Source organism: Pseudomonas sp. MDV22-iso1, from assembly GCF_058145095.1.
Genome location: NZ_JBYVMF010000016.1, coordinates 85745 through 112476, shown reverse-complemented (window position 1 = coordinate 112476; position 26732 = coordinate 85745). Strand labels below are relative to the sequence as shown.

The following is a 26732-nucleotide window of genomic DNA, read 5'->3' as shown; positions in this document are numbered from 1 at the left end:
CGAATTTGTAACACGTAAAGACTTCATTAGCCTGAAGCCATAAGCCGGTTTAACCGGCAAAAAAAAGACCCGGCAAAAAGCCGGGTCAAAAACCGTGATTAGCCTGATGAGGAGATAGTCCAGGAGACCGACCTAAGGCCTCTTGGTCCATCGACTGATCTCGCGATCAGCTGATGCAATAATAATCATTCTCGTTTGCAAGTCAAATGATTTTACCTGCCCGATGGGAATATTCTTTCCCGTCGTCGTCCGTGTCTTTCCTTTTTATTTGATCTGATCAGACTTGAGTGCACGGTCAACCATGGCCCTTGCCATGTCGATCATGTGGACCGTCGAGAACGCAAGATCGCGGCTGGCGCCTTGCAGATTGCTGGCGGATTCGTAGGCAATCGCAGCCGCACACCGCATCAAGTCCGAAGCGTGGACCAGCGCTTCTTCGCCGCTGATGCTGCGGTTTACATCGAAAAAGCGTTCTTCAGTCACCTCATCCAGAACAGCGGGTTTCAAGTAATAGTCCAGTGCCCGCTGCGCAGCGGCGCTGCCTTGCGGAGAGTTCAGGGTTGTGTCGAGCATGCCGGGGGCTTCGATGCCGGGTAAGGTCATGGTGTTTGTAGACTCCGTAGTAGGTTCAGATCCCTGAATAAATCCTAATACGTTATGTATTTGTTACAAGAACTGAAATAATACAAGTTGTGTTTTGCAGCCAGGCAGGAGCCGCCGTATCGTGCCGAACATGGATAAATGGATTGAATTGGTCAAGGCCAAGATGAGTGACCTCAACATCACTCAAGAGATACTCGCTGAACGTCTCGGGATGTCCCAGGGTGGAGTGGGGCACTGGCTGAAAAAACGCCGCCAGCCGAGCATTGAAGACATGAATCGGGTCTTGCAGGCACTGGGGTTGGAGTTTCTCGAGGTGGCGATGGTCATCAGAGAAACCGAGGCTTCAGAAGATGACGAGCTGTCTCTGACGCAGAAATATAACCCTTACTTCCGCTACCCGGTCAGTGACTGGCGGGAAACGGGACACGTGCGTGATGGTGAGTTGCCGGTGTACGGCGAGAGGCGTTTCGAGCTGTCCGATTACCATGCTCGAGAGGGGGCGTTCTGGCTGAGGGTCGAGGGCGACGCCATGACAGCACCCAGCGGCCTCAGTATCGGCGAGGACATGTTGATTCTGGTGGACCCTAACGTCGAAGCGATCCCCGGCAAACTGGTGATCGCCCGGTGGCCGAGCAGCGCCAGCGCGACCTTTCGCAAGCTGGTTGAAGAGGGCGGTCAGCGTTACCTGGTCCCGCTCAATCCCACGTACCCGAAAATGCTGTTTACCGATGACTGCCGAATGATCGGCGTGGTCGTACAGGCAACTTTCAAATTCTAATCGGATCGGTCCTGGCAATGCGTAGGACCGATCTTCATTTCACGCGTCTTCCAGCTCGACCAATGCACTGCCTTCGCTGACCATCTCGCCTTCCTGGCAATAAAGCGCCTTGATCACGCCCGCGTGGGGGGCACGGATGCTGTGTTCCATCTTCATGGCTTCAAGCACCACCAGTTGCGCGCCGGCTTCCACCGTTTGCCCGGCTTCCACCAGGACCCGCACGATGCTGCCGTTCATGGGCGCGGTGAGCCCGCCCTGATGGCTGTGGCTGGCCTCGACGGCACTGATCGGGTCGTAGGACTCGATGCGACGCAATTCACCCTCCCATTGCAAGTAGACGATGCCGTCCCGGCGGATCGCCCGATGCTGCAGGCGCATGCCGCCGTGCTCGGTCAGCAGGTGCTCACCCCGAAGCTGCGCCGAGCGCGTATCGCCTAACGTCAGCGCCCGGTCCTGTCCTTCACAGCTCAGGTGCAAAGTAATCTCTTTCGGCAATCCGCAACGCAGGCCTGTGCTGCTGCTCCATGGCGAACTCGGGTCATCAGTGCGCGTAGAAGGTTTCAGGCTTTGGGCGAATGCTTGCCCGGCCGCTTGCCAGAACTCATCACTGAGGTCGGCGGGTGCCGGCAGCAGCTGTTTCTGATAGCGCGGGATAAACCCGGTATCCAGTTCTGCCGCTGCAAAGGCGGGATGGCCGATGATGCGACGCAGAAAATTGATGTTGGTCTTGAGACCACCGATCGCAAACTCATCGAGCATGCTCAGCAAGCGCAACCGCGCCTGCTCCCGGTCTTCACCCCAGGCAATCAATTTGCCGAGCATCGGATCGTAGAAGGGCGAGATCTCATCGCCTTCTTCCACGCCACTGTCGACACGACGACCGGGACCTTCGGCAGATTCGCGATACAACTCCAGACGCCCGGTGGCGGGTAGAAAATCATTGCCCGGGTCTTCTGCGTACAGCCGCACTTCAATCGCGTGGCCGATCAGTGGAACCTGCTCTTGAGTCATCGGCAGCGCTTCACCCCGCGCCACTCGAATTTGCCAGGCCACCAGGTCGAGGCCGGTGATGGCCTCGGTCACCGGGTGTTCCACTTGCAGGCGCGTGTTCATCTCCATGAAGAAGAACTCACCGCGCGCATCCAGCAGGAATTCCACGGTACCGGCGCCGACGTATCCGATTGCCTGGGCGGAACGCACAGCCGCTTCGCCCATGGCGCGACGCAGTTCCGGGCTCAGGCCGGGAGCGGGTGCTTCTTCAACGACTTTTTGATGCCGACGCTGAATCGAGCAGTCGCGCTCGTTGAGGTACAGGCAGTTGCCGTGCTGGTCGGCGAAGACCTGGATTTCCACATGGCGCGGTTTGAGCAGGTACTTTTCGACCAGCATGCGCGAGTCGCCAAACGAGGATTGGGCTTCACGTTGGGCCGAGGCGAGGGCTTCCGCCAGTTGGCTGACGTCCTCGACCACTTTCATGCCTTTGCCGCCACCACCCGCCGTCGCCTTGAGCAACACCGGGTAACCGATTCGCTCACAGGCATCGCGAAAAGTATCCAGGTCCTGTGCTTCGCCGTGATAACCGGGCACCAGTGGAACGCCAGCGGTTTCCATCAGGGCTTTGGCAGCGGACTTGCTCCCCATGGCGTCAATCGCCGAGGCGGGTGGGCCGAGGAAGACCAGACCAGCGCTTTCGATAGCGCGAGCGAAGCCGGCATTTTCCGAGAGAAAGCCATAACCGGGGTGAATCGCCTGGGCGCCGCTGGCCTTGGCGGCTGCGATCAGCTTGTCGATTTGCAGGTAGCTGTCGGCGGCTTTGCTCCCACCCAGGTCGATGCGGATGTCCGCTTCGCGGCTGTGTCGGGCTTCGCGGTCGATAGCGCTGTGCACAGCCACGGTGGTCAGGCCCAGCGCCTTGGCAGTACGCATCACCCGACAAGCGATTTCACCGCGGTTGGCGACCAGCACGGTGGTGATAACAGGTGTGCTCATCAGCGTGGCTCCTGGGGGGTGATTGCGGCTTGCCAGCTCGGCGGACGTTTTTGCAAGAAAGCCCGCAGACCTTCCTGGCCTTCGGGGCTGACGCGGATGCGGGCGATGGCGTTTTCTGTATAGCGACGCAGCGCCGGGGTCAGTGCACCGTTGCCGACTTCACGCAGCAAGTCTTTGCTGACGCGCATGGCGGCCGGGCTGTTGAGGAGCAGGTTGTCGATCCACTGTTCGACTTTCTGCTCCAGGTCTGCCAGCGGATAACTCTCCGACAACAAACCGATTTCCCGTGCCCGTTGGCCGCCAAAACGTTCGGCGGTCAGGGCATAGCGACGTGCCGCCCGTTCGCCGATGGCTTGCACCACGAACGGACTGATTACGGCTGGTGCCAGGCCGATGCGTACTTCCGACAGGCAGAATTGCGCGTCATCGGCGCCAATCGCCATGTCGCAGCAACTGATCAGGCCCAGGGCGCCGCCGAATGCAGCGCCTTGCACCACCGCCAGTGTCGGGATTTTCAGTTTGCCGAGGTTGTACATCAACTCTGCCAGTTCCCGGGCGTCGTCGAGGTTGGTGTGGTAGTCGAGTTCGGCCGATTGCTGCATCCACGCCAGATCAGCACCGGCGCTGAAATGCTTGCCGCGTCCGCGCAGCAGTAAAAATCGCAGGCTGGTATCGCTCGACACGGTGTCCAGCGCGAGGATCAATTCGCGGATCATCTCGGCATTGAACGCGTTGTTCTTTTCTTCACGGTTGAGCCACAAGGTGGCGAAACCCCGAGGATCGGTTTGCAGTTCCAGGGTATTGAAGTCGTTCATAGGGGTCCGTCTCCACGGTCCTTGCGGGAGCGGATTTGTCTGCGGTCTACGATTGCTGCGCAATCGAACGGGGATAAATCCCCTCGCCACACAAACCCGCTCCCACAGAAAATCACATCCGGAACACGCCGAAGCGGCTCGGTTCGATGGGTGCGTTCAACGATGCGGACAAGGCCAGGGCCAATACGTTTCGGGTCTGGGCCGGGTCGATGACACCGTCGTCCCACAGCCGGGCGCTGGAGTAATAGGGGTGCCCCTGTTCTTCGTACTGATCAAGGATGGGTTGCTTGATCTCGGCTTCCTGCTCGGCGCTGAACGCCTGGCCGCTGCGTTCAGCCTGCTCGCGCTTGACCTGCACCAGCACACCTGCGGCCTGTTCGGCACCCATTACGCCAATGCGCGCATTCGGCCACATCCACAGGAAGCGTGGGTCGTAGGCGCGTCCGCACATGCCGTAGTTACCGGCGCCAAAGCTGCCGCCGATGATCACGGTGAATTTCGGCACTTTGGCGCAGGCCACGGCGGTCACCAGTTTGGCGCCGTGCTTGGCGATGCCGCCGGCCTCGTATTTCTGACCGACCATGAAACCGGTGATGTTCTGCAGGAACAGCAGTGGAATACCGCGCTGGCAGGCCAGTTCGATAAAGTGCGCGCCTTTCTGTGCGGCCTCGGCGAAGAGGATGCCGTTGTTGGCGAGAATGGCGATCGGATAACCGTGCAGGTAGGCAAAACCGCACACCAGGGTCGTCCCGAACAACGCCTTGAATTCGTCGAACACCGAACCGTCCACCAACCGTGCGATCACCTCGCGCACATCGAAGGGTTGTTTGGCATCCGCCGACACCACGCCGTACAGCTCGTCGCTGTTGTAGAGCGGGGCGATCGGCGTACGTTGTTGCACTTCGCCCAGTTTGCGCCAGTTGAGGTTGGCGATGCTCCGCCGGGCAATGGCCAGGGCGTGTTCATCGCTCTCGGCATAGTGGTCGGCCACCCCGGAAATCTTGCAGTGCACATCGGCGCCACCCAGATCCTCGGCGCTGACCACTTCACCCGTCGCCGCCTTCACCAGCGGCGGGCCGGCGAGGAAGATAGTGGCCTGGTTGCGCACCATGATTGCTTCATCGGCCATCGCCGGCACATAAGCGCCGCCTGCAGTGCAGGAACCCATGACCACCGCGATCTGCGGAATGCCCATGGCGCTCATGTTGGCCTGGTTGAAGAAGATGCGACCGAAGTGTTCGCGATCGGGAAACACTTCATCCTGACGCGGCAAGTTCGCGCCGCCCGAGTCCACCAGGTAGATGCACGGCAGGCGATTCTGCTGGGCAATGGTCTGGGCGCGCAGATGTTTTTTCACGGTCAGCGGGTAATACGAGCCACCTTTAACGGTGGCGTCGTTCGCGACGATCATGCATTCGACGCCTTCCACCCGGCCGATCCCGGCAATCACGCCAGCGGCGGGAACGTCTTCGCCGTAAACCTCGTAGGCCGCCAGTTGGCTGATTTCGAGAAATGGTGAGCCCGGATCGAGCAGTCGGTTGATGCGTTCACGGGGCAGCAATTTGCCCCGCGAGGTGTGGCGTTCTTGAGCCTTGGTGCCACCCCCTTGCTGCACTTGAGCGAGCAGGGTGTGCAAGGCGTCGACCTGTTTGAGCATCGCCGCGCTGTTGGCCGCGAACTCCGCTGAACGGGGGTTGAGCTGGGTATGCAGGATAGCCATGGGCAGCTCCGGTTAGCGGGTTTCGTTAAACAGTTCACGACCGATCAACATGCGACGGATCTCACTGGTACCGGCGCCGATTTCGTACAGTTTGGCGTCACGCAACAGGCGACCGGCCGGGAATTCGTTGATGTAACCGTTGCCACCGAGAATCTGGATCGCGTCGAGGGCCATTTGCGTGGCGCGTTCGGCGCTGTAGAGGATCACGCCCGCGGCGTCTTTACGGGTGGTTTCCCCGCGCTCGCAGGCTTGGGCCACGGCGTACAGGTAGGCGCGGCTAGCGTTGAGTTGGGTGTACATGTCGGCGACTTTGCCTTGGATCAGCTGGAATTCGCCGATGCTCTGGCCGAACTGTTTACGGTCGTGGATATAAGGAACGATCAGGTCCATGCAGGATTGCATGATCCCGGTCGGGCCACCGGAGAGCACAACGCGTTCGTAGTCGAGGCCACTCATCAGCACTTTCACGCCGCCGTTGAGCACGCCGAGGATGTTTTCTTCCGGCACTTCGACGTCATCGAAGAACAGCTCGCAGGTGTTCGAGCCGCGCATGCCGAGCTTGTCGAATTTGTTGCTGCGGCTGAAGCCTTTCGAGTCGCGTTCGACGATGAATGCGGTAATGCCGTGAGGGCCTTTTTCCAGGTCGGTCTTGGCGTAGATCACGTAAGTGTTGGCGTCTGGGCCGTTGGTGATCCAGGTTTTGCTGCCATTGAGCACGTAGTGATCACCGCGTTTGTCGGCACGCAGTTTCATCGAGACCACGTCGGAACCGGCATTCGGTTCGCTCATGGCCAGGGCGCCGATGTGCTCGCCGCTGATCAGCTTCGGCAGGTATTTGGTTTTCTGTTCGTGAGTGCCGTTGCGGTTGATCTGGTTGACGCAGAGGTTGGAGTGCGCGCCGTAGGAGAGCGCCACCGAAGCCGAACCCCGGCTGATTTCTTCCATGATCACCACATGAGCCAGGTAACCCAGGCCAGCACCGCCGTACGCTTCCGGCACAGTCACGCCGAGCAGGCCCATGTCGCCAAATTTGCGCCACAGGTCGGCAGGGAACAGGTTGTCGATGTCGATCTGAGCAGCGCGCGGGGCGATCTCTTTGGCGACGAAGGACTGGACCTGATCGCGCAGCATGTCGATGGTCTCACCGAGGGCAAAGTTCAGGGATGGGTAGCTCATGGGTCACCTTTTGGCTTTTTTGTAGGGCTGGGAGGGCGCCGAATCAGCTCTCACCTTTACGTTAACGTAAGCCTGTGACGAATGGCTGTCAATCACCCTTTACGTTAACGTCAACTTGAGCGAGAGTAGAGCCAGTTCAAGATAGAACAGCGGACCTCCCATCGTGGCCGCCGTAACGCCCATTAATAAAGACAATAGGGGTCGTCATGGATCAACCCAGTGCAAGCCCGCAGCGCAGCTATACCCGCGGTTCTCAGGACAAAGCCTTGCTGGCGATGACCATAGGTCAGGCGTTTGACAGCACCGTCGCGAAGTACCCGAATGGGGAAGCGTTGGTCGTGCGCCATCAGAAGTTGCGCTACACATGGCAGCAATTGTCCGAAGCCGTCGACCTGCACGCCAGGGCGCTTCTGGCGCTAGGATTGCAGGCAGGTGACCGTCTCGGCATCTGGGCGCCGAACTGTGCGCAGTGGTGCATCAGCCAGTTCGCCAGCGCGAAAATTGGTGTGATCCTGGTCAATATCAATCCCGCGTATCGCAGCTCTGAACTCGAGTACGTGCTCAAGCAGTCGGGTTGCCAGTGGCTGGTCTGCGCGGGTGCATTCAAAACCTCTGATTACCACGCCATGCTTCAGGGCCTGGTGCCCGAACTGGCAGAGCAATCCATCGGGAAATTGCAGAGCGAACGCCTCCCTGAATTACGCGGCGTCATCAGCCTCGATGCACAGCCGCCTTCCGGCTTTCTGCCTTGGTCGCAACTGGCGGATCTGGCCGCAAGCGTATTGGTGCAGCAGCTGCACGAACGCCAGGAAAGCCTGCATTTCGACCAGGCCGTCAACATCCAGTACACCTCCGGCACCACGGGCTTCCCCAAGGGCGCGACCCTCAGTCATTACAACATTCTCAACAACGGCTACATGGTCGGTGAAAGCCTTGGCCTGACCGCTGATGATCGACTGGTCATTCCGGTGCCGCTCTACCATTGCTTTGGCATGGTGATGGGCAACCTCGGTTGCATCACTCACGGCAGCACCATGATCTACCCCAACGATGCATTTGATCCGCTGTTGACGCTGAGTACGGTCGCCGAAGAAAAAGCCACCGCGCTGTATGGCGTGCCCACCATGTTCATTGCCATGCTTGATCAGCCGCAGCGCGCCGAATTCGATCTGTCGAGTCTGCGTACCGGGATCATGGCCGGGGCGACCTGCCCCATTGAGGTGATGCGCCGGGTCATCAGCGAAATGCACATGAGCGAAGTGCAGATTGCCTATGGCATGACGGAAACAAGTCCGGTGTCCTTGCAGACCGGTCCGTCGGACGAACTCGAATTGCGCGTCACCACAGTCGGCCGTACCCAACCGCAACTGGAAAGCAAAATTATCGACGAGGCCGGTAACCTGGTCCCGCGAGGCACCATTGGCGAGCTATGCACTCGCGGTTACAGCGTGATGCTCGGCTATTGGAACAATCCGCAAGGCACCGCCGAGGCCATTGATCAGGCTGGCTGGATGCATACCGGGGACCTGGCGAGCATGAACGAGGAGGGCTACGTCTGCATTGCCGGGCGTAACAAGGACATGATCATCCGTGGGGGCGAGAATGTTTACCCGCGCGAGCTGGAGGAGTTCTTCTTTACCCATCCGGCGGTGGCCGATGTGCAAGTGATCGGGATTCCATGCTCGCGGTACGGTGAGGAGATTGTTGCCTGGATCAAATTCCATCCGGGCCACAGCGCTACCGAGCAGGATCTGCAAGTGTGGTGCAAGGAGCGCATTGCGCACTTCAAGACACCGCGGTACTTCAAGTTCGTGGAAGAGTTTCCGATGACGGTGACCGGGAAGATCCAGAAGTTTCGGATGCGTGAGATCAGTATCGAGGAGCTCAAAGCGCTACCGTAGGAGCTGGCGCAGCCTGCGATCTTTTGGTCTTGCTTTTTTGAAGATCAAAAGATCGCAGGCTGCGCCAGCTCCTACGGGGGATTTGTGTTGTGTCAGAGGGCGATGTTGAGCAGAAATCCAAATGCCAGAAAGCACAAAGGGGAGCCTAAGCTCCCCTTTAATTTGTCGTTGCGTGTGCTCTTTTTTTATTATTGAGGGGCGGTCATTTATTGTTTTTGGAAACCGTGACCCTTTACCGCTGTTTTTTTCGATCCCCATCCGGGATCAAGAGCAAACGTATTTTTTTGAGCGCTGATCTGCTTTTTCGCCAAGCGATCCAACCAGTTCGGGAGCTACCTGAAGGTAGTTTTATTGTTCTCTGCCCGGTTGCGGGTTACTCCGAAAAGCACCCTGAAAAGCACACCTTCTCCAAAAAAATCTGTTAGCTACGTTTCTGCCGTGTTGTTCTTGTTATGTCAGATACGTTTCATCTTATTTTTATTGGTTTGCCGCTTTTTATTCTTGTTATGTCATAGAGATAGCAGGAGGCGTGCCAACTTTTAAAAACCCTTTAAAATCAACGTCTTGAAGATTTGCCGAATTTTTCACTTAGCTCAAGCCAGACATTTTGTTTCCGTGTTACTCGTTTCCGCCCACATTTCCGAAGCACCGGTAACACCCGGACACACCCAGGACTCACTGCGCGCTACGGGCCTTTGCCACGCGTGAGCCGGATGGACGCCCAAGCACCGCACTGATCTGTTGCCCAGCCAGAATCAATGCGTCCAGGTCGATGCCCGTCTCGATGCCAAGGCCATTGAGCAGGTAAACCACATCTTCAGTCGCCACGTTACCGCTGGCGCCTTTGGCATATGGACAGCCACCGAGCCCTGCGATGGAACTGTCGAACACCGCGATGCCTTCCAGCAGGCTGGCGTAGATATTGGCCATTGCCTGGCCATAAGTGTCGTGGAAATGCCCAGCGAGTTTTTCTCGTGGCACGTCAGCCGACACCACCTCGAACATCTTGCGGGTCGCGCCAGCGGTTCCGGTGCCGATGGTGTCGCCCAGGGACACTTCGTAGCAGCCCATGGCGTAGAGCTCCCTGGCTACACGGGCCACTTGTGCCGGTTCAACGTTGCCTTCGTATGGGCAGCCCAACACGCAAGAAACGTAACCTCGCACGCTCACGCCGTGTTGCCGCGCGGCGTCCATGATCGGCACAAAGCGCTCCAGGCTTTCACTGATCGAGCAGTTGATGTTGCGCTGGGAAAACGCTTCGGACGCTGCTGCGAATACAGCCACTTCCTTTACCCCGGCGGCAATCGCGTCTTCAAACCCTCTGAGGTTGGGGGCCAATGCACCGTAGGTAACACCGGGCTTGCGCTGGATTTGCGCGAACACGTCAGCGGAACCGGCCATCTGCGGCACCCATTTGGGCGACACGAAGCTGCCGACTTCTATATAGCCCAGACCTGCGGCGGTCAGTGCATCGACCAGTTGCACCTTGTCGGCGACGCTGATCGGTCGGGCTTCGTTTTGCAGACCATCGCGAGGGCCGACTTCGACCAGGCGTACATGGGTGGGAAGGGACATGGGAATCGACCTGTGGTGTCTGAATTTTCGAATGACCCCGTGGGAGCAACGCTTGCTCGCGATGGCGGCCTGTCAGTCGACATCAAGGTTGAAGGTCATACCCTCATCGCGAGCAAGCTTTGCTCCCACGGTGTGGATGGGTGGGGTTATTGGACCGCTTCCTGGCTCTTCATCGTCTGCTCCAGCGCCTGCACACAACGCTCTTGCGCTGTATCCAGCTCCAGCTTCATCTGCTCAATGTCGAGCATCTGCTGTTCCAGCTGGTCGCGGCGTTCGGCAATCTTGCTCAACATGGTTTGCAGCTGCTTCTGATTGCCGCCGGAGGGGTCGTAAAGTTCGATCAACTCGCGGCATTCTGCCAACGAAAAGCCAATGCGCTTGCCCCGCAGGATCAGCTTCAGGCTGACTTTGTCCCGGGGCGAATAAATACGTTCCTGCCCGCGCCGCTCGGGGCTCAGCAAGCCTTGCTCTTCATAAAAGCGAATGGCCCGGGTGGTGATGTCCAGTTCGCGGGCAAGGTCGGAAATGCTGTAGGTCTGGCTGCTCATGGGCGCGCTCGAGAAAAGGTCATTGCGCTAAGCTAATGTCAGGTTGACGTTTACGTCAAGTGGCGTGAATTCTGGATGACCTTGCAGGCCTCATCGCGAGCAGGCGCGTCCGTCTCTATGGCGAACGCACTTTCCGTATTTCAGCAATGAGGCTGCTACGTTACAACGGTCTATGCCTTGTCCAGCTTCTTCTCATGCGCCGTCACCTGCTGGCACAACTCGATCATCTGCTCGCGCATCCAGCGGTTGGCTGGATCCTGGTCGGTGCTTTCATGCCAGTACAGATGGGTTTCCACCGGGGGTACGTCGTTCACCGGCAACGTGAAGGCGTGCAAGTCATTGCGGCGGGCGAAGCGCTCCGGCACGGTCATCACCATGTCAGTCTGTTGCAAGACTTGTGAAGCCATCAGGTAATGCTGGGAGCGCAGGGCGATCTTGCGCTGGATCCCCATTTTGCCCAGCGCCAGGTCGACATGCCCCAGTCCACTGCGGCGGCTGGAAATATGGATGTGGGTCTGGGACAGGTAATCATCCAGGGTGAATTTTTCCTTCCCCACCAAGGGATGGCCCTTGCGCATGGCGCACACGTACCGGTCTTCCATCAGCTTGACGTGACGTACCTGCGGGTCGGTATTGAGCGGAGCGTCGACGGCGAAGTCCAGACGACCGGCCGCCAGCTCCTTGGTGGTCTCGCGACGCTTGGACAAAAAGCTCTCGATGATTACCGTCGGGGCCAGGCGACGCAGGCGCTGGAAAAGCGGAGGCAAAATCACCGCCTCGGTGAGGTCGGTCATGCTGATTCGATAGGTCTTGGCCGCCTGCAGCGGGTTGAAAATGCGGCTTTCCTGCACCGAGACCCTCAGCAGGGAAAGCGCATTGCGCACGGGGCCGATGATGTTCTGTGCCATGGGGGTCGGCACCATGCCCTGGGCGGTGCGCACGAACAACGGATCGTTGAAGGTTTCGCGCAGGCGGGCGAGGGCGTTGGAAACAGCAGGTTGAGTAATGCCGACGATTTGCCCCGCGCGGGTCAGGTTTGCTTCCGTGTAGATCGCGTCGAAGACGATGAAAAGGTTGAGGTCGACCTTGCTCAGATTCATGGCGCTGGGCTCTCTGCTCTTGTTATAGAAAGGGTGGCTCGATCAGTCGATCATATATCGGTGATGAATGTTAATACACGCCGAGAATAGGCTAGGTAAATATTCGTAGCTGTTCTAGCATCGATTGCATGACCTGAACAACTCCTCGAAACCCCCGTTAAAAGGTAGAGCTGCCCATGGATTTCGCTTATTCGCCCAAGGTGCAAGAACTGCGTGAGCGCGTGACCGCGTTCATGGATACCTACGTTTATCCTGCTGAAGCTGTGTTCGAACGCCAGGTCGCCGAGGGCGATCGCTGGCAGCCGACGGCGATCATGGAAGAACTCAAACTCAAGGCCAAGGCCGAAGGCCTGTGGAATTTGTTTCTGCCTGAGTCCGAGCTCGGCGCCGGCCTGACCAACCTGGAATACGCACCACTGGCAGAAATCATGGGTCGCTCGCTGCTCGGCCCTGAGCCCTTCAACTGCTCGGCACCCGACACGGGAAACATGGAAGTGCTGGTGCGTTACGCCAACGAAGAGCAGAAACAACGCTGGCTCGAACCCCTGCTACGCGGTGAAATCCGCTCGGCGTTCGCCATGACCGAGCCGGACGTCGCTTCCTCTGACGCCACCAACATGGCCGCTCGTGCTGTGCGTGATGGTGACGAGTGGGTCATCAATGGCAAGAAATGGTGGACCTCAGGTGCCTGCGATCCACGCTGCAAAATCCTGATCTTCATGGGCTTGAGCAATCCCGATGCGCCGCGTCATGCCCAGCACTCGATGATTCTCGTGCCGGTGGACGCTCCCGGCGTGAAGATTGTGCGTCCGCTGCCGGTATTCGGCTATGACGATGCACCGCATGGTCACGCAGAAGTCCTGTTCGAGAATGTCCGGGTGCCTTACGAGAACGTCCTGCTGGGCGAAGGTCGGGGTTTCGAAATCGCACAAGGCCGTCTCGGCCCTGGCCGAATTCACCACTGCATGCGTTCGATCGGCATGGCAGAGCGGGCGCTGGAACTGATGTGCAAACGCTCGGTGAGCCGTACCGCGTTCGGCAAACCACTGGCGCGTCTGGGTGGCAACATCGACAAGATTGCCGACTCGCGGATGGAAATCGACATGGCGCGCCTACTGACGTTGAAAGCGGCGTACATGATGGACACCGTCGGTAACAAGGTGGCGAAGAGCGAGATTGCGCAAATCAAGGTTGTCGCCCCCAACGTAGCGTTGCGGGTGATCGACCGGGCGATCCAGATTCATGGCGGGGCAGGGGTGTCCAACGATTTCCCGCTGGCCTACATGTATGCGATGCAGCGCACCTTGCGACTGGCTGATGGCCCGGACGAAGTGCACCGTGCCGCGATCGGCAAGTTCGAGATCGGTAAATATGTACCGAAAGAAATGATGCGTAGCAGTCACTGATTTCTGTTTTAGCGCAATGAGGATCAGAGTGGGAGCGGGCTCTTACACTGGATCTTCGCTGTGGGAGCAAAGCTTGCTCGCGATGCGGCCGTGTCATTCGCCATGACAGCGTTCGCGAACAAGCTATGCTCCCGCAGATTTGTATATTGTCAGTCGACCGTCGGAAGTCCATAGAAGGCACGCGCGCAGGCGGTGCTGTGGGCCGCCAGGTCTTCCTCACTTTCCCCTCGATGCAATGCCACTTCGCGCAACACTTCGGTCAGGTAAGCCGGTTCGTTTCGGCCATTTTTTGGCTTGGGTCGCAAAGTGCGCGGCAACAGATACGGTGCATCACTTTCCAGCATCAGCCACCCGCGTTTGATCTCCTTGACCAGCGGATGAAGGTGAGTGCCACGGCGCTCGTCGCAAATCCATCCCGTAATGCCGATGTGCAAATCCAGGTCGAGGTAACTGAACAGCGCTTTCTTTTCTCCGGTGAAGCAATGCACAACGGCGGCAGGCAACTGATTGCGGTAGTCACGCAGGATTTCCAGCAAGCGCTGACTCGCATCACGTTCGTGGAGGAACACCGGCAATTGCAGCTCGACCGCCATCGCCAGATGTTCTTCCAGGACTTTTTCCTGTTGTGGGCGGGGGGAGAAATCGCGATTGAAATCCAGCCCGCATTCGCCCACGGCCACAACGTTGGGCTCCCTGAGCAGACTGCGCAGACGCTGGGCGCTGTCGGCGTTCCAGTCGCTGGCGGAGTGAGGGTGAATGCCGGCGGTGGCAAACAGCCGTTGAGTGCTCTCATCCAGTTGCTGGCACAGCTCCAGCGCCTGTTCGCTGCCTTCTACGCTGGTCCCGGTCAGTACCAGTTGGCACACGCCAGCGGCGTACGCGCGGTCGAGTACCGCCTGGTGTTTGCCGGCAAAACTGGGGTTGGTCAGGTTGACGCCGATATCGATGAGTTGCATGGTGCTACCTCGGACCAAAGGCCGGAAAGCATATCAGAGCTGTAGATTTATAAGAAAAGCCAAGAACTACAACGAGTTGAAGCTGTCTTTTGATGCCGCGCGGCACGTCGGGCTGGTGAGGTTGCCACCGCGACGCCATTTTCACGCGCTTGTCAGCTCTGTTTCTGTCGTTCGATTTCGCGAAATCTTGAAATCGGCCAGTATTCTTTTCGGAGAGTGGATGATACGTCCCTCGGTTTTGTTACTGCTGTGTGGTGCTTTGCTGCTGCCGATGCCGGCGGATGCGCGTCTGGCCGGACCTTCGCAAGTGGTGCCGTCGGCCAAAGTGCGTGATTTGGCGGAAATTCGCAGCAGTCGCGTACTTCGGGTGCTGGTCAATCAAAGCCGTAACAGCTCCGGCGAAGTCCAGGGCCAGCCCATCGGTGTCGAATACCATCGCCTGCGCGCCTTCGAGCAATACCTCAACGGTCACGCCCGTGACGGCCAGGAAATCACTTTCAAGATTATCCCCAAAGGCAAAGATCAACTGATCGGTGCCTTACAGCGCGGAGAGGGTGATCTGGTGGCGCCAGGTGAGCTCCTTGATCTGCAACCCGGTCATGCCGTTAGTACCAGTGAGCCGATTGCCAGCAATGTTCCGCTGGTGTTGGTCGGTATCAAAGGTGAGCGCCGTTACACCCGCCTTGAGCAACTGTCCGGTAAAACCCTGGCGCTGCCCACAGGCAGCGCTGCCGGGGACGCGGTCAGTCAGATCAACCAGAAACTCGCCCTGCACAAACTGCCACCGGTGAAGATCGAGTGGGTCGATCCCAGCCTGGCGGTCGAGGACGTGCTGGAAATGGTTCAGGGCGGAATTTTTCACCTGACCATCGTCGAGCAACCTATCGCCGAGCGGTGGGGCAAGATCTTGCCGAAACTGCGATTTGACCGGCAGGTTCTGATCAGCGATCCAGGCGAGGAGTTCTGGTTCGTGCGCCGCGATGCGTCGATGTTGCGGGCGAGCATTGATCGCTTTCTGCTGACCTACAGGAAACCTTCGGATCAGGATGTGGCTTTCCTGCGTATCTACCGACGCCTCTATCAGGTGCACTATCCGCTCGCCAAGGCCAATCGCCAGCGGCTGGAGAAGCTACGACCGGTGCTGCAGAAACATGCCGATGCCCAAGGCATGGACTGGCTCAATCTGGCGGCGCTGGCGTTCAAGGAATCCGCGTTGCAACCCAACGCTCGCAGTGGCAGCGGCCCTACCGGTCTGATGCAGATCACACCCTCCGCAGCCCAGCGGGTGGGCGTCAATAATATCCAGGAGCTCGACGCCAACGTGCAGGCTGGGGCGAAGTACCTGGCGATGATTCGTCGCAAGTTCTTCTCCAGTCCCAAACTCAATGAGCGTGAGCGCATGGCGTTCGTGCTGGCGGCTTACAACATTGGACCGGAACGGGTTCAAGGCATGCGCGCTGAAGCACGACGACGCGGCTTGAACCCCAATCAGTGGTTCTTCCAGGTTGAGCGCATTGCCATGGAGCAGGTGGGAATGGGCCCTGTCAGCTATGTTAATAGCGTGAACAAGTATTACCTGGCGTTCGATCGGGAGCGGGAATCGTTGGAGCCTCCGGGGCAAAAAGTTGCCTCACGTAAATGATCGACTAAACTGATTGTTATGGTGGGGTATTTGCGCTTTTAACATTAATTTTTACGATTAAAATAGCGGCCAACCAACACACAAACCAAAAAATGGATGACACAGCATGAGCACACTGATCAACAAGGTACTGTTTACCCGCGCCGGCTACGGCCTGACGGTCCTGCGGATCTTCGTCGGCATTATCTTTGCCGCACACGGCTCCCAGAAACTGTTCGGCGCGTTTGGTGGGTACGGGTTGGCTGGCACTGCGCAATACATGGAAAGCCTCGGCCTGACACCGGGCTACGTGATGGCGACACTGGCCGGTGGTACTGAGTTTTTCGCCGGTCTTGCCCTGATCATCGGGCTATTGGTTCGCCCTGCGGCACTGGGGTTGGCGTTCCTTTCCCTGGTGGCAATCTTTACCGTGCATATCAGCCACGGTCTGTTCATGGCCAATAACGGTTATGAATTTGCCCTGGCCTTGTTGGGTGGCAGCATCGCGGTACTGATCGAAGGTGCCGGCAAGCTGTCGGTGGACCGCGCCATCGCGGGCTGACCGCTCTGGTTCAATGAAAAGGCCTGCATTGCGCAGGCCTTTTTGTTGCTCGATATTCTTGACACTCCTGCGTCGGCTTCTCTAGGATGCTGCTCATGCGCCGATTTAAACAGCTACTTGCGGGGCGCCAGGTGACTCATTCAGTTGCCGATAGAAGCTTGAAACAGGCTTCGAAATACCGCTAAAGCGCTGGTTCGGTGTTGCCTCTCACCTGCCATGCAGACTTTTGAGGCAGAGACACGACACGATGAATGCACTAAACCCCGTTATACGTCCCGCGCCGATCACGGCACATCTCACCCAGCGCAATCCAAAAATCCTGCTTGGCGGAAAACATCAACCGACGCTTTTGCGTTATCTCGATGGATGGCCTCGCCGCACCGGCGGTCCAGCTGCTTTCCTGATCCAGTTTGTCGAAGACGGTGAATCACTTGCTCGATTCGCCACTGACAGCTTCGACCTGGCGGTGATTCAGTCGCCAAGCCTTGAGGATGCAGTGGAAGTTATCAAGCAGCTGACCCGTGTGGCTCGCCAGGGGCTCATCACCCGTCGCTGAATCTCAGCGCAGACCGATAGCGAGCGTGCCGGCTGGCGCCGGCATCGTAGACAGGTTTCGTTCGCTCGACTGATCAGACAAGCCCTTTCAAGGCCAGATCGTAGGGCTCGCAGCCTTTGCTGGTGAAGCTCCGGTAACGGCCGAACAGGCGGATCAGATAGATCGAGCCAACGTTCATGTAGCCCAAGCGGTAGATGGACTTCAACGAATCGAAATTGCTCGACTCGACATAGGAGACCAGGCCCTTGTGACCTTCCTCAAGGTAGTGCTTGAGCGCAAGATTCATACCGATCGCATGCAGGCGCTGACCGCGATAGTCATGATGGGTGAAGCCCTTGTACATGTACACGAAGGACGAGTCGAAGTGCAGGAACAGCTCTGGCGGATCGATATGCGTGGGTTGCCGCGAGTACCAGCCGTAGGAGGCCAGTACCGCGCCATCGAAGATGCCAAAGCACTGATCGCCCTTGGCTATGGACTCTTCAATGAAGCTCTCGGGCATCTCGTTTACTGGATCGCGCGCGTAGTGGCGCATCATCTGTTCACTGAGGAACATCGGCTTGAAGTTCGAGGGGTAGTCGAGGAATTTACTGTCGACTTTTTGCAGCGTCACGCCGCGCAGTATCTTGAACAGCATGAAGGCGTTGACCGTCTTCAACAACAGCTGGTGAATCGCGCTGGATAACCCGTTCTTACGAATCTTCGTTTGGCTTTTCTGAAGCAGCTGCTGCACGATCATGGCGTCCTCCCACAAAAAATATCCGGATGGAAAAGGCAATATGCATGACGATCAAATGCCAATTTTTTGTCCTTTGTAACAAGATGTTAGCTGTTTAAATCTTGATTGCTACGGAAAAGCGTCATAAAACCACCGATACTTTGTACCAATAAATAGAATCGATTGAGTTTCCTGAGCTATCTAGTTGAGTCGTAAACGATTCCTTCGTGGCATGTCGTACAGACGATAGAATCTCGCAGTGCACGCTGCCTTTCAGGTTAGTGGAAAGCCTGGCGCAACTCCCCGCCAGTTCGTGATCGCCCAAGGAGACGCCCGACTTGAGTACCAACATCATCACAAAGGAAGGTCATGAGGCCCTGAAAAAGGAGCTCGATTTTCTTTGGCGAGAAAAGCGCCCGGACACCACTCGCAAGGTGACCTGGGCAGCGTCACTGGGTGATCGCAGTGAAAATGCCGACTATCAGTACAACAAGAAGCTGCTGCGGGAAATTGATCGCAGGGTTAGATACCTTCGCAAGCGGCTTGAAGATGTGCGGGTGGTCGAGTACTCGCCTGAGCAGGAAGGAAGAGTTTTTTTCGGGGCTTGGGTCGAGATTGAAAACGAAGCTGGGGACATCAAGAAATTTCGGGTCGTCGGCTATGACGAAATCTACGGTCGCAACGATTACATCTCGATCGACTCTCCGATGGCGCGTGCGTTATTGAAGAAGGAAGTGGGCGATGAGGCCGTTGTGCAGACGCCGAACGGTGAAATGTTGTGGTGGATCAACCAGGTTTCTTATCCGCAGTAGCCGCAGTTAATCACCAAACCTGGTCGCGCTTCACTTTCCAGAAGTGATCGCGCGGTGTCAGGGTTCATGAGGTGACGCGAGGTGATTTACATCATCCCTCGCGCAGTACGGTCAGTGGGCTCGCGTTCAAGGCTCGACGTGTGCCGAAAACCCCGGCACCGCCGATCAGCACGGCACCGATCAATGGCAGGATCAGCAACCACGGGTGCGGATGCCAAGGCAGGTCGAATGCGTAGCGGTACAGCACCAGGCTAACGAGTTCCGATCCCAGCGCCGCCAGTAATCCACTGACGGCACCCAGCAGACCGAACTCGATCCTTCGGGCCTTGACCAGCAATTTGCGCTCCGCCCCCAGCGCGCGCAACAAGGCGCCTTGGCGAATACGTTCATCCAGAGTGGCTTGCAACCCGGAAAACAGCACCGCCATGCCCGCCGCCAATACAAACAACAGGACATACTCCACCGCCAGGGTGACCTGGGCGAGTATGCTGCGCAGTTGTTCCAGCAGGGCTTCGACTTGCAGGATGGTCACCGCGGGAAAGCTGCGGGAGAGGTCCACGATTTGCTGATCATGACCGGCTGCCAGATAGAAGCTGGTCAGGTAGGTCGCCGGTAAATCTTTCAATGTGCCGGGCTGGAAGATCATGAAGAAGTTGGGCTGGAAATTGTCCCAGTTGATGTCCCGCAAACTGGTGACTTTCGCTTCGCGATTGACCCCGCCGACGGTAAAGACCAGATGATCGCCCAGCTTGAGCTTCAGACTTTCGGCAACCTTGCCTTCAACAGACACGCCGGGGATTTCGTCGGGAGCCTGTTCTGTCCACCAATTGCCCGCCGTGAGGGTGTTGCCTGGGGGCAGATCCGCTGCCCACGTCAGGCTCAGATCCCGCTGGATCGCCCGGTCACCGGCAGAGTCCTTGCTGACGATTTCCTGAGCCGGCTCGCCATTGATGCTTATCAAACGCCCCGGCACCACGGGGTATAGCGGCGCCGCTTGTGCGGACAGTTCGATCAGGCGATCCGTAAATGCCTGCTTGTCCGCCGGCAGGATATTCAGCGCAAAATAGTTGGGAGCGTTTTTGGGCAGCTGGTTCTGCCAGGTGTCGAGCAGTTCACCGCGCAGCAATGCGATCAATGCCATGGACAGCAGAATCAGGCCGAAGGCCAGGGATTGTCCCGCAGCCGCGAGTGGATGGCGCAGCAATTGCCCCAATCCCAGGCGCCACGGCAACGACGCGCGGGCAAGCATGCGGCGCAGGCTTTTGAGCAGCAGTAACAGCAATCCGCCCAGGACCACGGCGGCAATGACGCCGCCACCGAGGAGGGCAAAGGTCAGCACCAGATCCAGGCTCAGTCGCCACATGATCAATCCCAGTGCACCCAAGGCTGCGCCGTAAACCATCCAGGTGCTGGACGGAATGGGCAGCATGTCCCGACGCAGGACCCGCAATGGCGGAACACGGCCGAGGGCGGCCAAGGGTGGCAGGGCAAAACCGGCCAGTGCCACCAGCCCGGTGCCGATACCGGCGATGGCTGGAAACAGGCCGCCCGGTGGCACATCGCTCGGCAACAGATCATGCAACAGCGCAAAGAGTCCGAGTTGCGCCAGCCAGCCGATAACGGCACCGCTGATGCTCGCGAGCAGTCCCAGTACCGTCAGCTGCAAACTGAACAGCACCATGGTTTCCCGGCGGGACAGACCGAGGCAGCGCAGCAACGCACTGGCGTCGAAACGGCGAGTAGCAAAACGAGTCGCCGACAAGGCGACCGCTACACCGGATAGCAGCACCGCCACGAGACTGGCCATGTTCAGGTAACGCTCGGCCTTGCCCAGCGCGCCGCCGATCTGCCGGTTGCCATCGCGGGCATCCTGCAGTCGCTGGTTTGCGGCCAACCCGGGTTTGATCAGTTGACGATAGGTTTCCAGCGCTTCGGCTTTGCCACGCCAGAGTTCCCGGTAGCTGACCCGGCTACCGGGTTGCACCACCCCGGTCGCCGCGAGGTCGCTGAGGTTGATCATCACCCGTGGCGTGAGGCTATAGAAGTTGCCGGCCCGATCGGGCTCGTAAGTCAGTACTCGCGCCAGTTTCAGGGTTTTCATGCCGACGTCGATGCTGTCACCGATCTTGAGGTCCAGCGCCGTCAACAGCCGTGCTTCGACCCAGGCTTCCCCGGATTCAGGCCCGCCACCGGATTCTTCCAGGGCGAAAGGCGCAGGGGCGCTTTTCAGTTCTCCGCGCAGGGGGTAGGCGTCATCGGCGGCTTTGATGCTCGACAGTTGAATGCCGTTGTCAGTGGCAATGACGCTGGAGAACTCGACGACCTGAGCGTGTTCGAGCCCCAGCTCCGTACCGCTTTTGATTTGTTCGGGGCTTGCCGGTGAACTGCCTTCGAGCAGCAGGTCGGCACCGAGGAATTCCGTGGCGCGCAGCATCATGGCGCCGTTGAGACGGGCACCGAAGTAACCGATGGCGGTGCTCGCCGCCACTGCCACCAGCAAGGCAAAGAACAACACGCGCAACTCACCGGCGCGGGCGTCGCGCAGCAGTTGGCGAATGGCGAGGCTGAACAAACGCAAAAACGGCAGGCGTGCCATCAAGGCTCCAGGGGGGCGACCAGCAGGCCGGCTTCAAGTCGGATCAGGCGCCGGCAGCGATGTGCCAGGCGTTCGTCGTGCGTCACCAGCACCAGGGTCGTGCCGCGTTCCTTGTTGAGTTCGAACAACAGATCGCTGATCCGTTCGCCCGTATGGCTGTCGAGGTTGCCTGTGGGTTCGTCGGCGAACAACACATCGGGTTCGGCGGCAAACGCGCGGGCAATGGCCACTCGCTGCTGCTCGCCTCCGGAGAGTTGTCTTGGAGAATGGGTCAAACGTTGGCCCAGGCCGACCCGTTGCAGCAGTTCCGTGGCACGCTCGCGGGCGTCTTTACGGCCGTCGAGCTCCAGCGGCAGCATGACGTTTTCCAGGGCGTTGAGGCTGTCGAGCAGCTGGAATGATTGAAAGACAAAGCCCACATGTTCGGCGCGGATACGTGCGCGCTGGTCTTCATCGAGATCGCTCAGGGCCTGGCCCGCGAGCGTGACTTCGCCGCTGCTCGGCAGATCGAGGCCCGCGAGCAAGCCGAGGAGGGTGGATTTGCCGGAACCCGAGGCGCCGACGATAGCCAGGCTATCGCCCTTGTTCAGTTCCAGGCTGAGTTCGTGCAGGATAGTCAGTTCACCTTCCGCGCTGGGTACCACTTTGCTGAGGTTCTTCGCGGTGAGAATGCTTGCGCCCATGGAGAATCCGATGCGAGTGTGGTTTTTGAGTGCTGGCCTGGCCTTGATGTGCATGGCCCAGAACGCAGCGGCGGGTACAGTCCTGATCGTTGGCGATAGTATCAGCGCCGGTTTCGGCCTGGATACCCGGTTGGGGTGGGTGTCGTTGCTTGAGCAGCGGCTCAAGCGCGAAGGTTTCGACGATAAGGTGGTCAATGCGTCCATCAGTGGCGACACCAGTGCCGGAGGCCAGGCACGCCTGCCAGCGCTGCTTGCAGAGCATAAACCCGAGCTGGTGATCCTCGAGTTGGGTGGCAATGACGGCTTGCGCGGGATGCTGCCAACGCAATTGCAACAAAATCTTGCGTCGATGATCGACAGCTCCCGCGCCAGTGGAGCGAAAGTGTTGCTGCTCGGCATGCAGTTGCCGCCCAATTATGGTGCTCGTTACACCAAGGCATTTGCCGAGGTCTACGGCAATGTGGCCACCGAGAAAAAAATCCCTTTGGTACCGTTTTTTCTTGATGGCGTAGGCGGTCATCCGGACCTGATGCAAGCCGACGGTCTGCACCCGGCGGCAGGGGCGCAGGACAAGTTACTGGAAAATGTCTGGCCGGCACTGAAACCGCTGCTTTGACGCTTTTCTAGTCGCGATGTTTCGGCTAAGGTGGCGCCCCCTATTTGGAGCCCCCGATGCCGCGTCCCGCCTGGTCACTTTTCGCCTATCAACTGATCGAGCCTGACGAACAGCTGGATCTGTTCGCCTGCCAGGAAGTACGCGTACATCTGGTGACCCGGCAGCTGGAGTTGGGCGGTTCCGCAGACCGAACGTTATGCGGCAGTCTGTTGCCGGCCCAGCCTCGCTGGTCGAGTGTTGACCGCCGGGTGTTTCAGGATCAGCGCCTGTGCTCGCTGTGTCGCGCCATTCTTGAGTCGCAAAAACGCGGTACCTCGCCGATCTGGCCGGAATTGCGGTTCGAGCTTTAATCTTCAGCCAGCCGTCGATCAGTTTCCTTGCAGGGGAAGGCCGACTCCCGCTGAAAGCGGTGCACGTTCGAAACGTCCTGCAATCCATAAAGTTTCCAGCATTGACGCGCTCTATCGGCGCGTCTCCCCGAATACCGAAACGCCGGTGTACAATCCCGTTTTTATACCCATGTCGATCATGCGAAGGATTTTCCGGATGTTGCCGCGCTTTCCCGCCGTCACCCGCTGCCTGACTCTAGCCGCTCTGTGTGCGGCGGGTCCCGTTGCAGCATTGGAGTTGCCTCTCCCACCACCTGGTGAAGACATCATCGGCCAGGTGCAAGTGATCAAGGCCAAGTACGAAGACACCTTCGCCGACCTTGGTACCACCTACGATCTGGGCTATTCGGAAATGGTCGCGGCCAACCCGGGTGTCGACGCCTGGTTGCCGGGTGCCGGTACCGAAATCATTTTGCCAACACGTTTCATCCTGCCACCAGGACCTCGTGAGGGCATCGTGATCAACCTGGCTGAATACCGTCTTTACTACTACCCGAAAGGCCGGGACGTGGTTTACACCTTCCCGCTGGGGATCGGTCGTGAGGGCTGGGGCTCGCCTATCGCTCACACGACCATCACCGCCAAGACGCCTAACCCGACATGGACCCCTCCAGCGTCGATCAAGGCCGAACACCTGGCAGACGGTGATCCTTTGCCAAACGTGGTGCCGGCAGGCCCGGACAACCCCCTGGGGCCGTTCAAATTCAATCTGGGCACGCCTGGTTACCTGATCCATGGTTCGAACAAGAAGTTTGGTATCGGCATGCGTACCAGTCACGGTTGCTTCCGCATGTTTAACAACAATGTGCTGGAAATGGCGGGCATGGTGCCGGTGGGTACGTCGGTACGCATCATCAATGATCCGTACAAGTTCGGTGTAAGCAGCGGCAAGGTCTACCTTGAGGCGCACACGCCGCTGGACGATAACGGCAACCCGTCGGTCGTCGACAAGCACACGGCCGTGATCAACGCGATGCTCAAGCGTGAGGACATCACCAACAACCTGCGCATGAACTGGGATGTGGTACGTGATGTGGTCGCCGCTGAAGATGGCTTGCCAGTGGAAATCGCTGTGCCCAATGGTGCTGCGCCAATGGTGACAAGTACACCGGTTGATTTGCAGCAGTAACGGCTAAAAGGACCCGCCGACGTTAGCCACGTTGGCGGGTTTTTTATTGCCCGTAGAAAACTGCGGGCAATAAAAAAGCCGACCCATAAATGGGTCGGCTTGATAACAATCCCGAAGGACTATTACTTGCGGCTAGCTTTGTCGAGCATGCGCAGAGCGCGCTCGTTAGCTTCGTCAGCAGTCTGTTGTGCTTTTTGAGCAGCAGCCAGAGCTTCATCAGCTTTACGGTAAGCTTCGTCTGCACGAGCCTGGGAGCGAGCTGCTGCGTCTTCAGTTGCAGTCAGACGTGCTTCGGTTTCTTTCGATGCGCTGCTGCAACCGGTAGCCAGAACTGCGGCCAAGGCCAGAGCAGAGAATTTCAGAACGTTGTTCATCGTGTTCCCCTTCAAGGACTTTCTATTAAGTAGCTGTCTCCTCAGAGTGAGGAAATAGCCGGCGTACATACTACCCATTACTTGTAGTAAGTAAACTGACGTGAAGCAAGAAGCAAAAAAAATTGTAGGCGTTGATTCTTTTTCGAGCAACTTTTAACTGCGCTGTTTAAAAAATATCCAGCTGCAAGCCCCGATCTGAGCGATCCGCCCAAAAAAAGTTCCCGTTCGCGAAACCTGTTTTCGGTCTTGGGTAAAGTCTGTCTATATCATTTCGTCTACACTTTTGTTCGCGAATTGAGCAGCGCTTCTCAACTCTTTCTGCTAGTTCAGGTGACTTTAAGAAGGGGCGCTCGTCTTAAGTCTCAACATCCGGCAATGTTCAGGCCATCGATCCTGCAAAATCTGTGGTTTCGAGAAGTCGCTGCACCACCCGGAGCCGCACCCGCCAACCTGCGTGATGACGAGCGCACCTTGAGCATTTTTGCCATTGGTGCCTACTATTTAGACGTGCCCGGTTGCGCGAGATTGGTGCAGCTCTTCTCGGTGTCCATTCGGCACGGGGTGGCGTAGATGTTCCTTCGCCGGAAAAACATCGGTAAGGTAGGGGTCAGAATTCAAGACCCGCGAGGAGTAGTGATGAGCGAGGCGTTGTCCATCCACCATGACCAGGCTGGTCATCAGTTCGAGACCACTGTGGACGGTCATCGTGCCTACCTGACCTATATGGATCTGGGAAAACAGACCCTGGATATTTATCGTACCTTTGTGCCGAACGCGCTACGGGGTCGTGGCATTGCTGCGGCATTGACCGAGCAGGCGCTGCAGTACGCCGAGGAAATGGGCTACACCGTCATTCCGTCGTGCTCCTACGTGGAGCGCTACATGGAGCGTCACCAGCGGCATGCGGCCAAGCTGAGTCAATGACGTTTCAAGAATCGAACGCATAAAAAAACGCCGGGTTTAGCCCGGCGTTTTTTTGTCTGCGTTTTTTGCGTGCAGAAGTGGCGATCAACCGCGATCGCGTTTCGGCAGTACATCCTTGAGCTTGGCATGCATGCTGCGCAAGGTGGTTTCGGTGGCGGACCAGTCGATGCAAGCATCGGTGATCGACACACCGTATTGCAGGTCGGCGAGGTCTTTGGGAATCGCCTGGCAACCCCAGTTCAGATGACTTTCAACCATCAAACCGATGATCGACTGGTTGCCTTCGAGGATCTGGTTGGCGACGTTTTCCATCACCAGCGGTTGCAGGGCCGGGTCCTTGTTGGAGTTGGCGTGGCTGCAATCGACCATGATGTTCGGCTTGATCTTCGCTTTGTTCAGCGCTTGCTCGCAGAGCGCGACGCTGACCGAATCGTAGTTCGGCTTGCCATTGCCACCGCGCAGCACGACGTGGCCGTAGGCATTGCCTTTGGTGGTCACGATCGATACGCCACCTTCCTGGTTGATACCCAGGAAACGGTGCGGGCTGGAAACCGACTGCAGCGCGTTGATCGCTACGGTCAGGCCGCCATCGGTACCATTCTTGAAGCCGACCGCCGAGGACAGGCCGGAAGCCATTTCACGGTGAGTCTGGGATTCGGTGGTGCGCGCGCCGATGGCCGACCAGCTGATCAGGTCCTGCAAGTACTGCGGGGAAATCGGGTCGAGGGCTTCAGTCGCGGTAGGCAGGCCCATTTCCGCCAGGTCCAGCAACAGCTGACGGCCGATGTGCAGGCCATCCTGGATCTTGAAAGAGTCGTCGAGGTACGGGTCGTTGATCAAACCTTTCCAGCCGACGGTGGTGCGTGGCTTCTCGAAATACACGCGCATGACCAGATACAAGGTATCCGACACTTCAGCGGCCAGGACCTTCAGGCGCTCGGCGTATTCGTGGGCAGCCTTGATGTCGTGGATCGAGCAAGGCCCGATGACAACAAACAGGCGGTGATCGGTGCCGTCAAGAATGTTGCGAATGACTTCGCGACCCTTGGTGACGGTGCGCAGGGCAGCGTCGCTCAGGGGGATATCACGCTTGAGCTGATCAGGAGTGATCAGCGTCTCGTTGGAAGCGACGTTTAGGTCGTTGATCGGTAAATCAGCCATCGTTTACTCGTCAGGTCACGGGTG

25 protein-coding genes are annotated in these 26732 nt (G+C 58.1%); 11 read left to right on the top strand and 14 right to left on the bottom strand.

All coding sequences use genetic code 11. The annotated features are described in order from the left end of the window. Nucleotides 1-264: 264 nt before the first annotated feature. The gene (locus tag AC3ZVB_RS18765; RefSeq protein WP_162437545.1) at nt 265-603 is read right to left on the bottom strand and encodes a DUF6124 family protein; all 339 of its coding nucleotides are present in this window, start codon (nt 601-603) and stop codon (nt 265-267) included. 130 nt (nt 604-733) lie between these two features. Here AC3ZVB_RS18765 and AC3ZVB_RS18760 point away from each other — a divergent pair, with 130 nt between their 5' ends. Next, nucleotides 734-1381, top strand: a complete 648-nt coding sequence (locus tag AC3ZVB_RS18760) for a LexA family protein (protein WP_194692410.1) — start codon at nt 734-736, stop codon at nt 1379-1381. 39 nt (nt 1382-1420) lie between these two features. On the opposite strand, the gene AC3ZVB_RS18755 is transcribed toward AC3ZVB_RS18760, so the two are convergent. The 4 genes from AC3ZVB_RS18755 to AC3ZVB_RS18740 all read right to left on the bottom strand — a co-directional run bounded on the left by AC3ZVB_RS18755 (nt 1421) and on the right by AC3ZVB_RS18740 (nt 7081). Continuing rightward, on the bottom strand, nt 1421-3370 hold the full coding sequence (locus AC3ZVB_RS18755) for an acetyl/propionyl/methylcrotonyl-CoA carboxylase subunit alpha (RefSeq protein ID WP_490147380.1): 1950 nt from the start codon (nt 3368-3370) through the stop codon (nt 1421-1423). Continuing rightward, nucleotides 3370-4185 carry a gamma-carboxygeranoyl-CoA hydratase gene (locus tag AC3ZVB_RS18750; protein ID WP_490147379.1) on the bottom strand — a complete coding sequence of 272 codons (816 nt, stop codon included), beginning with the start codon at nt 4183-4185 and terminating at the stop codon, nt 3370-3372. Before AC3ZVB_RS18750 ends, AC3ZVB_RS18755 begins: the two co-directional genes overlap by 1 nt. Nucleotides 4186-4297: 112 nt before the next feature. After that, nucleotides 4298-5905 carry a carboxyl transferase domain-containing protein gene (locus AC3ZVB_RS18745; protein ID WP_162437541.1) on the bottom strand — a complete coding sequence of 536 codons (1608 nt, stop codon included), beginning with the start codon at nt 5903-5905 and terminating at the stop codon, nt 4298-4300. 12 nt (nt 5906-5917) lie between these two features. Next, nucleotides 5918-7081, bottom strand: a complete 1164-nt coding sequence (locus tag AC3ZVB_RS18740) for an isovaleryl-CoA dehydrogenase (RefSeq protein ID WP_490147378.1) — start codon at nt 7079-7081, stop codon at nt 5918-5920. Nucleotides 7082-7287: 206 nt separating this feature from the next. Here AC3ZVB_RS18740 and AC3ZVB_RS18735 point away from each other — a divergent pair, with 206 nt between their 5' ends. Then, a complete protein-coding gene (locus AC3ZVB_RS18735) occupies nt 7288-8982 on the top strand; it encodes an AMP-binding protein (RefSeq protein ID WP_490147377.1) in 1695 nt (564 codons plus the stop codon). Between the two features lie 675 nt (nt 8983-9657). Here the strand turns inward: AC3ZVB_RS18735 and AC3ZVB_RS18730 are convergent. The 3 genes from AC3ZVB_RS18730 to AC3ZVB_RS18720 form a co-directional block, all read right to left on the bottom strand. After that, nucleotides 9658-10557, bottom strand: a complete 900-nt coding sequence (locus AC3ZVB_RS18730) for a hydroxymethylglutaryl-CoA lyase (protein WP_162437538.1) — start codon at nt 10555-10557, stop codon at nt 9658-9660. Nucleotides 10558-10703: 146 nt separating this feature from the next. After that, entirely contained in the window at nt 10704-11105 is a 402-nt protein-coding gene (locus AC3ZVB_RS18725) for a MerR family transcriptional regulator (protein ID WP_490147376.1), read from the bottom strand. Nucleotides 11106-11275: 170 nt separating this feature from the next. Continuing rightward, nucleotides 11276-12205: a LysR family transcriptional regulator gene (locus tag AC3ZVB_RS18720; RefSeq protein ID WP_162437536.1), complete on the bottom strand. Its 930-nt coding sequence runs from the start codon at nt 12203-12205 to the stop codon at nt 11276-11278. A gap of 176 nt (nt 12206-12381) precedes the next feature. Between AC3ZVB_RS18720 and AC3ZVB_RS18715 the strand changes: the two genes are divergently transcribed. Beyond that, complete coding sequence (locus tag AC3ZVB_RS18715) at nt 12382-13611, top strand: acyl-CoA dehydrogenase (protein ID WP_162437535.1); 1230 nt, start codon at nt 12382-12384, stop codon at nt 13609-13611. A 149-nt stretch (nt 13612-13760) separates the two neighbouring features. Here the strand turns inward: AC3ZVB_RS18715 and AC3ZVB_RS18710 are convergent, their stop codons facing one another. Then, nucleotides 13761-14567: a TatD family hydrolase gene (locus AC3ZVB_RS18710; protein ID WP_490147375.1), complete on the bottom strand. Its 807-nt coding sequence runs from the start codon at nt 14565-14567 to the stop codon at nt 13761-13763. A gap of 220 nt (nt 14568-14787) precedes the next feature. Here AC3ZVB_RS18710 and AC3ZVB_RS18705 point away from each other — a divergent pair, with 220 nt between their 5' ends. From AC3ZVB_RS18705 to AC3ZVB_RS18695, 3 genes are all read left to right on the top strand, one after another. After that, on the top strand, nt 14788-16209 hold the full coding sequence (locus AC3ZVB_RS18705; RefSeq protein WP_490147374.1) for an MltF family protein: 1422 nt from the start codon (nt 14788-14790) through the stop codon (nt 16207-16209). Between the two features lie 106 nt (nt 16210-16315). Beyond that, a complete protein-coding gene (locus tag AC3ZVB_RS18700) occupies nt 16316-16750 on the top strand; it encodes a DoxX family protein (RefSeq protein ID WP_150712628.1) in 435 nt (144 codons plus the stop codon). 247 nt (nt 16751-16997) lie between these two features. After that, entirely contained in the window at nt 16998-17306 is a 309-nt protein-coding gene (locus AC3ZVB_RS18695; RefSeq protein WP_162437532.1) for a class I SAM-dependent methyltransferase, read from the top strand. A gap of 73 nt (nt 17307-17379) precedes the next feature. On the opposite strand, the gene AC3ZVB_RS18690 is transcribed toward AC3ZVB_RS18695, so the two are convergent. After that, nucleotides 17380-18045 carry a GNAT family N-acetyltransferase gene (locus tag AC3ZVB_RS18690; RefSeq protein WP_194692402.1) on the bottom strand — a complete coding sequence of 222 codons (666 nt, stop codon included), beginning with the start codon at nt 18043-18045 and terminating at the stop codon, nt 17380-17382. 317 nt (nt 18046-18362) lie between these two features. Here AC3ZVB_RS18690 and greB point away from each other — a divergent pair, with 317 nt between their 5' ends. After that, a complete protein-coding gene (gene greB, locus AC3ZVB_RS18685; protein WP_162437530.1) occupies nt 18363-18836 on the top strand; it encodes a transcription elongation factor GreB in 474 nt (157 codons plus the stop codon). Between the two features lie 91 nt (nt 18837-18927). Here greB and AC3ZVB_RS18680 read toward each other — a convergent pair whose 3' ends face one another. Both AC3ZVB_RS18680 and AC3ZVB_RS18675 read right to left on the bottom strand, forming a co-directional pair. After that, complete coding sequence (locus AC3ZVB_RS18680; protein ID WP_490147373.1) at nt 18928-21432, bottom strand: ABC transporter permease; 2505 nt, start codon at nt 21430-21432, stop codon at nt 18928-18930. Next, a complete protein-coding gene (locus AC3ZVB_RS18675) occupies nt 21432-22115 on the bottom strand; it encodes an ABC transporter ATP-binding protein (RefSeq protein ID WP_162437528.1) in 684 nt (227 codons plus the stop codon). The genes AC3ZVB_RS18680 and AC3ZVB_RS18675 overlap by 1 nt, the downstream gene beginning before the upstream one ends. Nucleotides 22116-22125: 10 nt before the next feature. Between AC3ZVB_RS18675 and AC3ZVB_RS18670 the strand changes: the two genes are divergently transcribed. The 3 genes from AC3ZVB_RS18670 to AC3ZVB_RS18660 all read left to right on the top strand — a co-directional run bounded on the left by AC3ZVB_RS18670 (nt 22126) and on the right by AC3ZVB_RS18660 (nt 24249). Beyond that, nucleotides 22126-22731 carry an arylesterase gene (locus AC3ZVB_RS18670; RefSeq protein ID WP_194692400.1) on the top strand — a complete coding sequence of 202 codons (606 nt, stop codon included), beginning with the start codon at nt 22126-22128 and terminating at the stop codon, nt 22729-22731. Between the two features lie 56 nt (nt 22732-22787). Further along, nucleotides 22788-23081 (top strand): hypothetical protein, encoded by a 294-nt coding sequence (locus AC3ZVB_RS18665; protein ID WP_003226812.1) that lies wholly within the window; start codon nt 22788-22790, stop codon nt 23079-23081. A gap of 196 nt (nt 23082-23277) precedes the next feature. After that, nucleotides 23278-24249, top strand: a complete 972-nt coding sequence (locus tag AC3ZVB_RS18660) for a L,D-transpeptidase family protein (protein WP_162437526.1) — start codon at nt 23278-23280, stop codon at nt 24247-24249. Between the two features lie 122 nt (nt 24250-24371). On the opposite strand, the gene oprI is transcribed toward AC3ZVB_RS18660, so the two are convergent. Beyond that, complete coding sequence (gene oprI, locus AC3ZVB_RS18655) at nt 24372-24623, bottom strand: outer membrane lipoprotei OprI (protein WP_003199355.1); 252 nt, start codon at nt 24621-24623, stop codon at nt 24372-24374. 636 nt (nt 24624-25259) lie between these two features. Between oprI and AC3ZVB_RS18650 the strand changes: the two genes are divergently transcribed. After that, on the top strand, nt 25260-25547 hold the full coding sequence (locus tag AC3ZVB_RS18650; protein WP_162437525.1) for a GNAT family N-acetyltransferase: 288 nt from the start codon (nt 25260-25262) through the stop codon (nt 25545-25547). A gap of 84 nt (nt 25548-25631) precedes the next feature. Here AC3ZVB_RS18650 and AC3ZVB_RS18645 read toward each other — a convergent pair whose 3' ends face one another. Further along, on the bottom strand, nt 25632-26708 hold the full coding sequence (locus tag AC3ZVB_RS18645; protein WP_162437524.1) for a 3-deoxy-7-phosphoheptulonate synthase: 1077 nt from the start codon (nt 26706-26708) through the stop codon (nt 25632-25634). Nucleotides 26709-26732 lie beyond the last annotated feature (24 nt).

What these genes read in the sequence shown, in the direction of transcription:
- AC3ZVB_RS18675 (WP_162437528.1), bottom strand. Translation starts at nt 22,115, where the DNA reads ATGGGCGCAAGCATTCTCACCGCGAAGAACCTCAGCAAAGTGGTACCC.
- AC3ZVB_RS18705 (WP_490147374.1), top strand. Translation starts at nt 14,788, where the DNA reads ATGATACGTCCCTCGGTTTTGTTACTGCTGTGTGGTGCTTTGCTGCTG.
- AC3ZVB_RS18720 (WP_162437536.1), bottom strand. Translation starts at nt 12,205, where the DNA reads ATGAATCTGAGCAAGGTCGACCTCAACCTTTTCATCGTCTTCGACGCG.
- AC3ZVB_RS18680 (WP_490147373.1), bottom strand. Translation starts at nt 21,432, where the DNA reads ATGGCACGCCTGCCGTTTTTGCGTTTGTTCAGCCTCGCCATTCGCCAA.
- AC3ZVB_RS18745 (WP_162437541.1), bottom strand. Translation starts at nt 5,905, where the DNA reads ATGGCTATCCTGCATACCCAGCTCAACCCCCGTTCAGCGGAGTTCGCG.
- AC3ZVB_RS18715 (WP_162437535.1), top strand. Translation starts at nt 12,382, where the DNA reads ATGGATTTCGCTTATTCGCCCAAGGTGCAAGAACTGCGTGAGCGCGTG.
- AC3ZVB_RS18670 (WP_194692400.1), top strand. Translation starts at nt 22,126, where the DNA reads ATGCGAGTGTGGTTTTTGAGTGCTGGCCTGGCCTTGATGTGCATGGCC.
- AC3ZVB_RS18700 (WP_150712628.1), top strand. Translation starts at nt 16,316, where the DNA reads ATGAGCACACTGATCAACAAGGTACTGTTTACCCGCGCCGGCTACGGC.
- AC3ZVB_RS18660 (WP_162437526.1), top strand. Translation starts at nt 23,278, where the DNA reads ATGTTGCCGCGCTTTCCCGCCGTCACCCGCTGCCTGACTCTAGCCGCT.
- AC3ZVB_RS18760 (WP_194692410.1), top strand. Translation starts at nt 734, where the DNA reads ATGGATAAATGGATTGAATTGGTCAAGGCCAAGATGAGTGACCTCAAC.
- AC3ZVB_RS18665 (WP_003226812.1), top strand. Translation starts at nt 22,788, where the DNA reads ATGCCGCGTCCCGCCTGGTCACTTTTCGCCTATCAACTGATCGAGCCT.
- AC3ZVB_RS18710 (WP_490147375.1), bottom strand. Translation starts at nt 14,567, where the DNA reads ATGCAACTCATCGATATCGGCGTCAACCTGACCAACCCCAGTTTTGCC.
- AC3ZVB_RS18735 (WP_490147377.1), top strand. Translation starts at nt 7,288, where the DNA reads ATGGATCAACCCAGTGCAAGCCCGCAGCGCAGCTATACCCGCGGTTCT.
- AC3ZVB_RS18765 (WP_162437545.1), bottom strand. Translation starts at nt 603, where the DNA reads ATGACCTTACCCGGCATCGAAGCCCCCGGCATGCTCGACACAACCCTG.
- AC3ZVB_RS18695 (WP_162437532.1), top strand. Translation starts at nt 16,998, where the DNA reads ATGAATGCACTAAACCCCGTTATACGTCCCGCGCCGATCACGGCACAT.
- AC3ZVB_RS18730 (WP_162437538.1), bottom strand. Translation starts at nt 10,557, where the DNA reads ATGTCCCTTCCCACCCATGTACGCCTGGTCGAAGTCGGCCCTCGCGAT.
- AC3ZVB_RS18755 (WP_490147380.1), bottom strand. Translation starts at nt 3,370, where the DNA reads ATGAGCACACCTGTTATCACCACCGTGCTGGTCGCCAACCGCGGTGAA.
- AC3ZVB_RS18690 (WP_194692402.1), bottom strand. Translation starts at nt 18,045, where the DNA reads ATGATCGTGCAGCAGCTGCTTCAGAAAAGCCAAACGAAGATTCGTAAG.
- AC3ZVB_RS18750 (WP_490147379.1), bottom strand. Translation starts at nt 4,185, where the DNA reads ATGAACGACTTCAATACCCTGGAACTGCAAACCGATCCTCGGGGTTTC.
- oprI (WP_003199355.1), bottom strand. Translation starts at nt 24,623, where the DNA reads ATGAACAACGTTCTGAAATTCTCTGCTCTGGCCTTGGCCGCAGTTCTG.
- AC3ZVB_RS18650 (WP_162437525.1), top strand. Translation starts at nt 25,260, where the DNA reads ATGAGCGAGGCGTTGTCCATCCACCATGACCAGGCTGGTCATCAGTTC.
- AC3ZVB_RS18740 (WP_490147378.1), bottom strand. Translation starts at nt 7,081, where the DNA reads ATGAGCTACCCATCCCTGAACTTTGCCCTCGGTGAGACCATCGACATG.
- AC3ZVB_RS18725 (WP_490147376.1), bottom strand. Translation starts at nt 11,105, where the DNA reads ATGAGCAGCCAGACCTACAGCATTTCCGACCTTGCCCGCGAACTGGAC.
- AC3ZVB_RS18645 (WP_162437524.1), bottom strand. Translation starts at nt 26,708, where the DNA reads ATGGCTGATTTACCGATCAACGACCTAAACGTCGCTTCCAACGAGACG.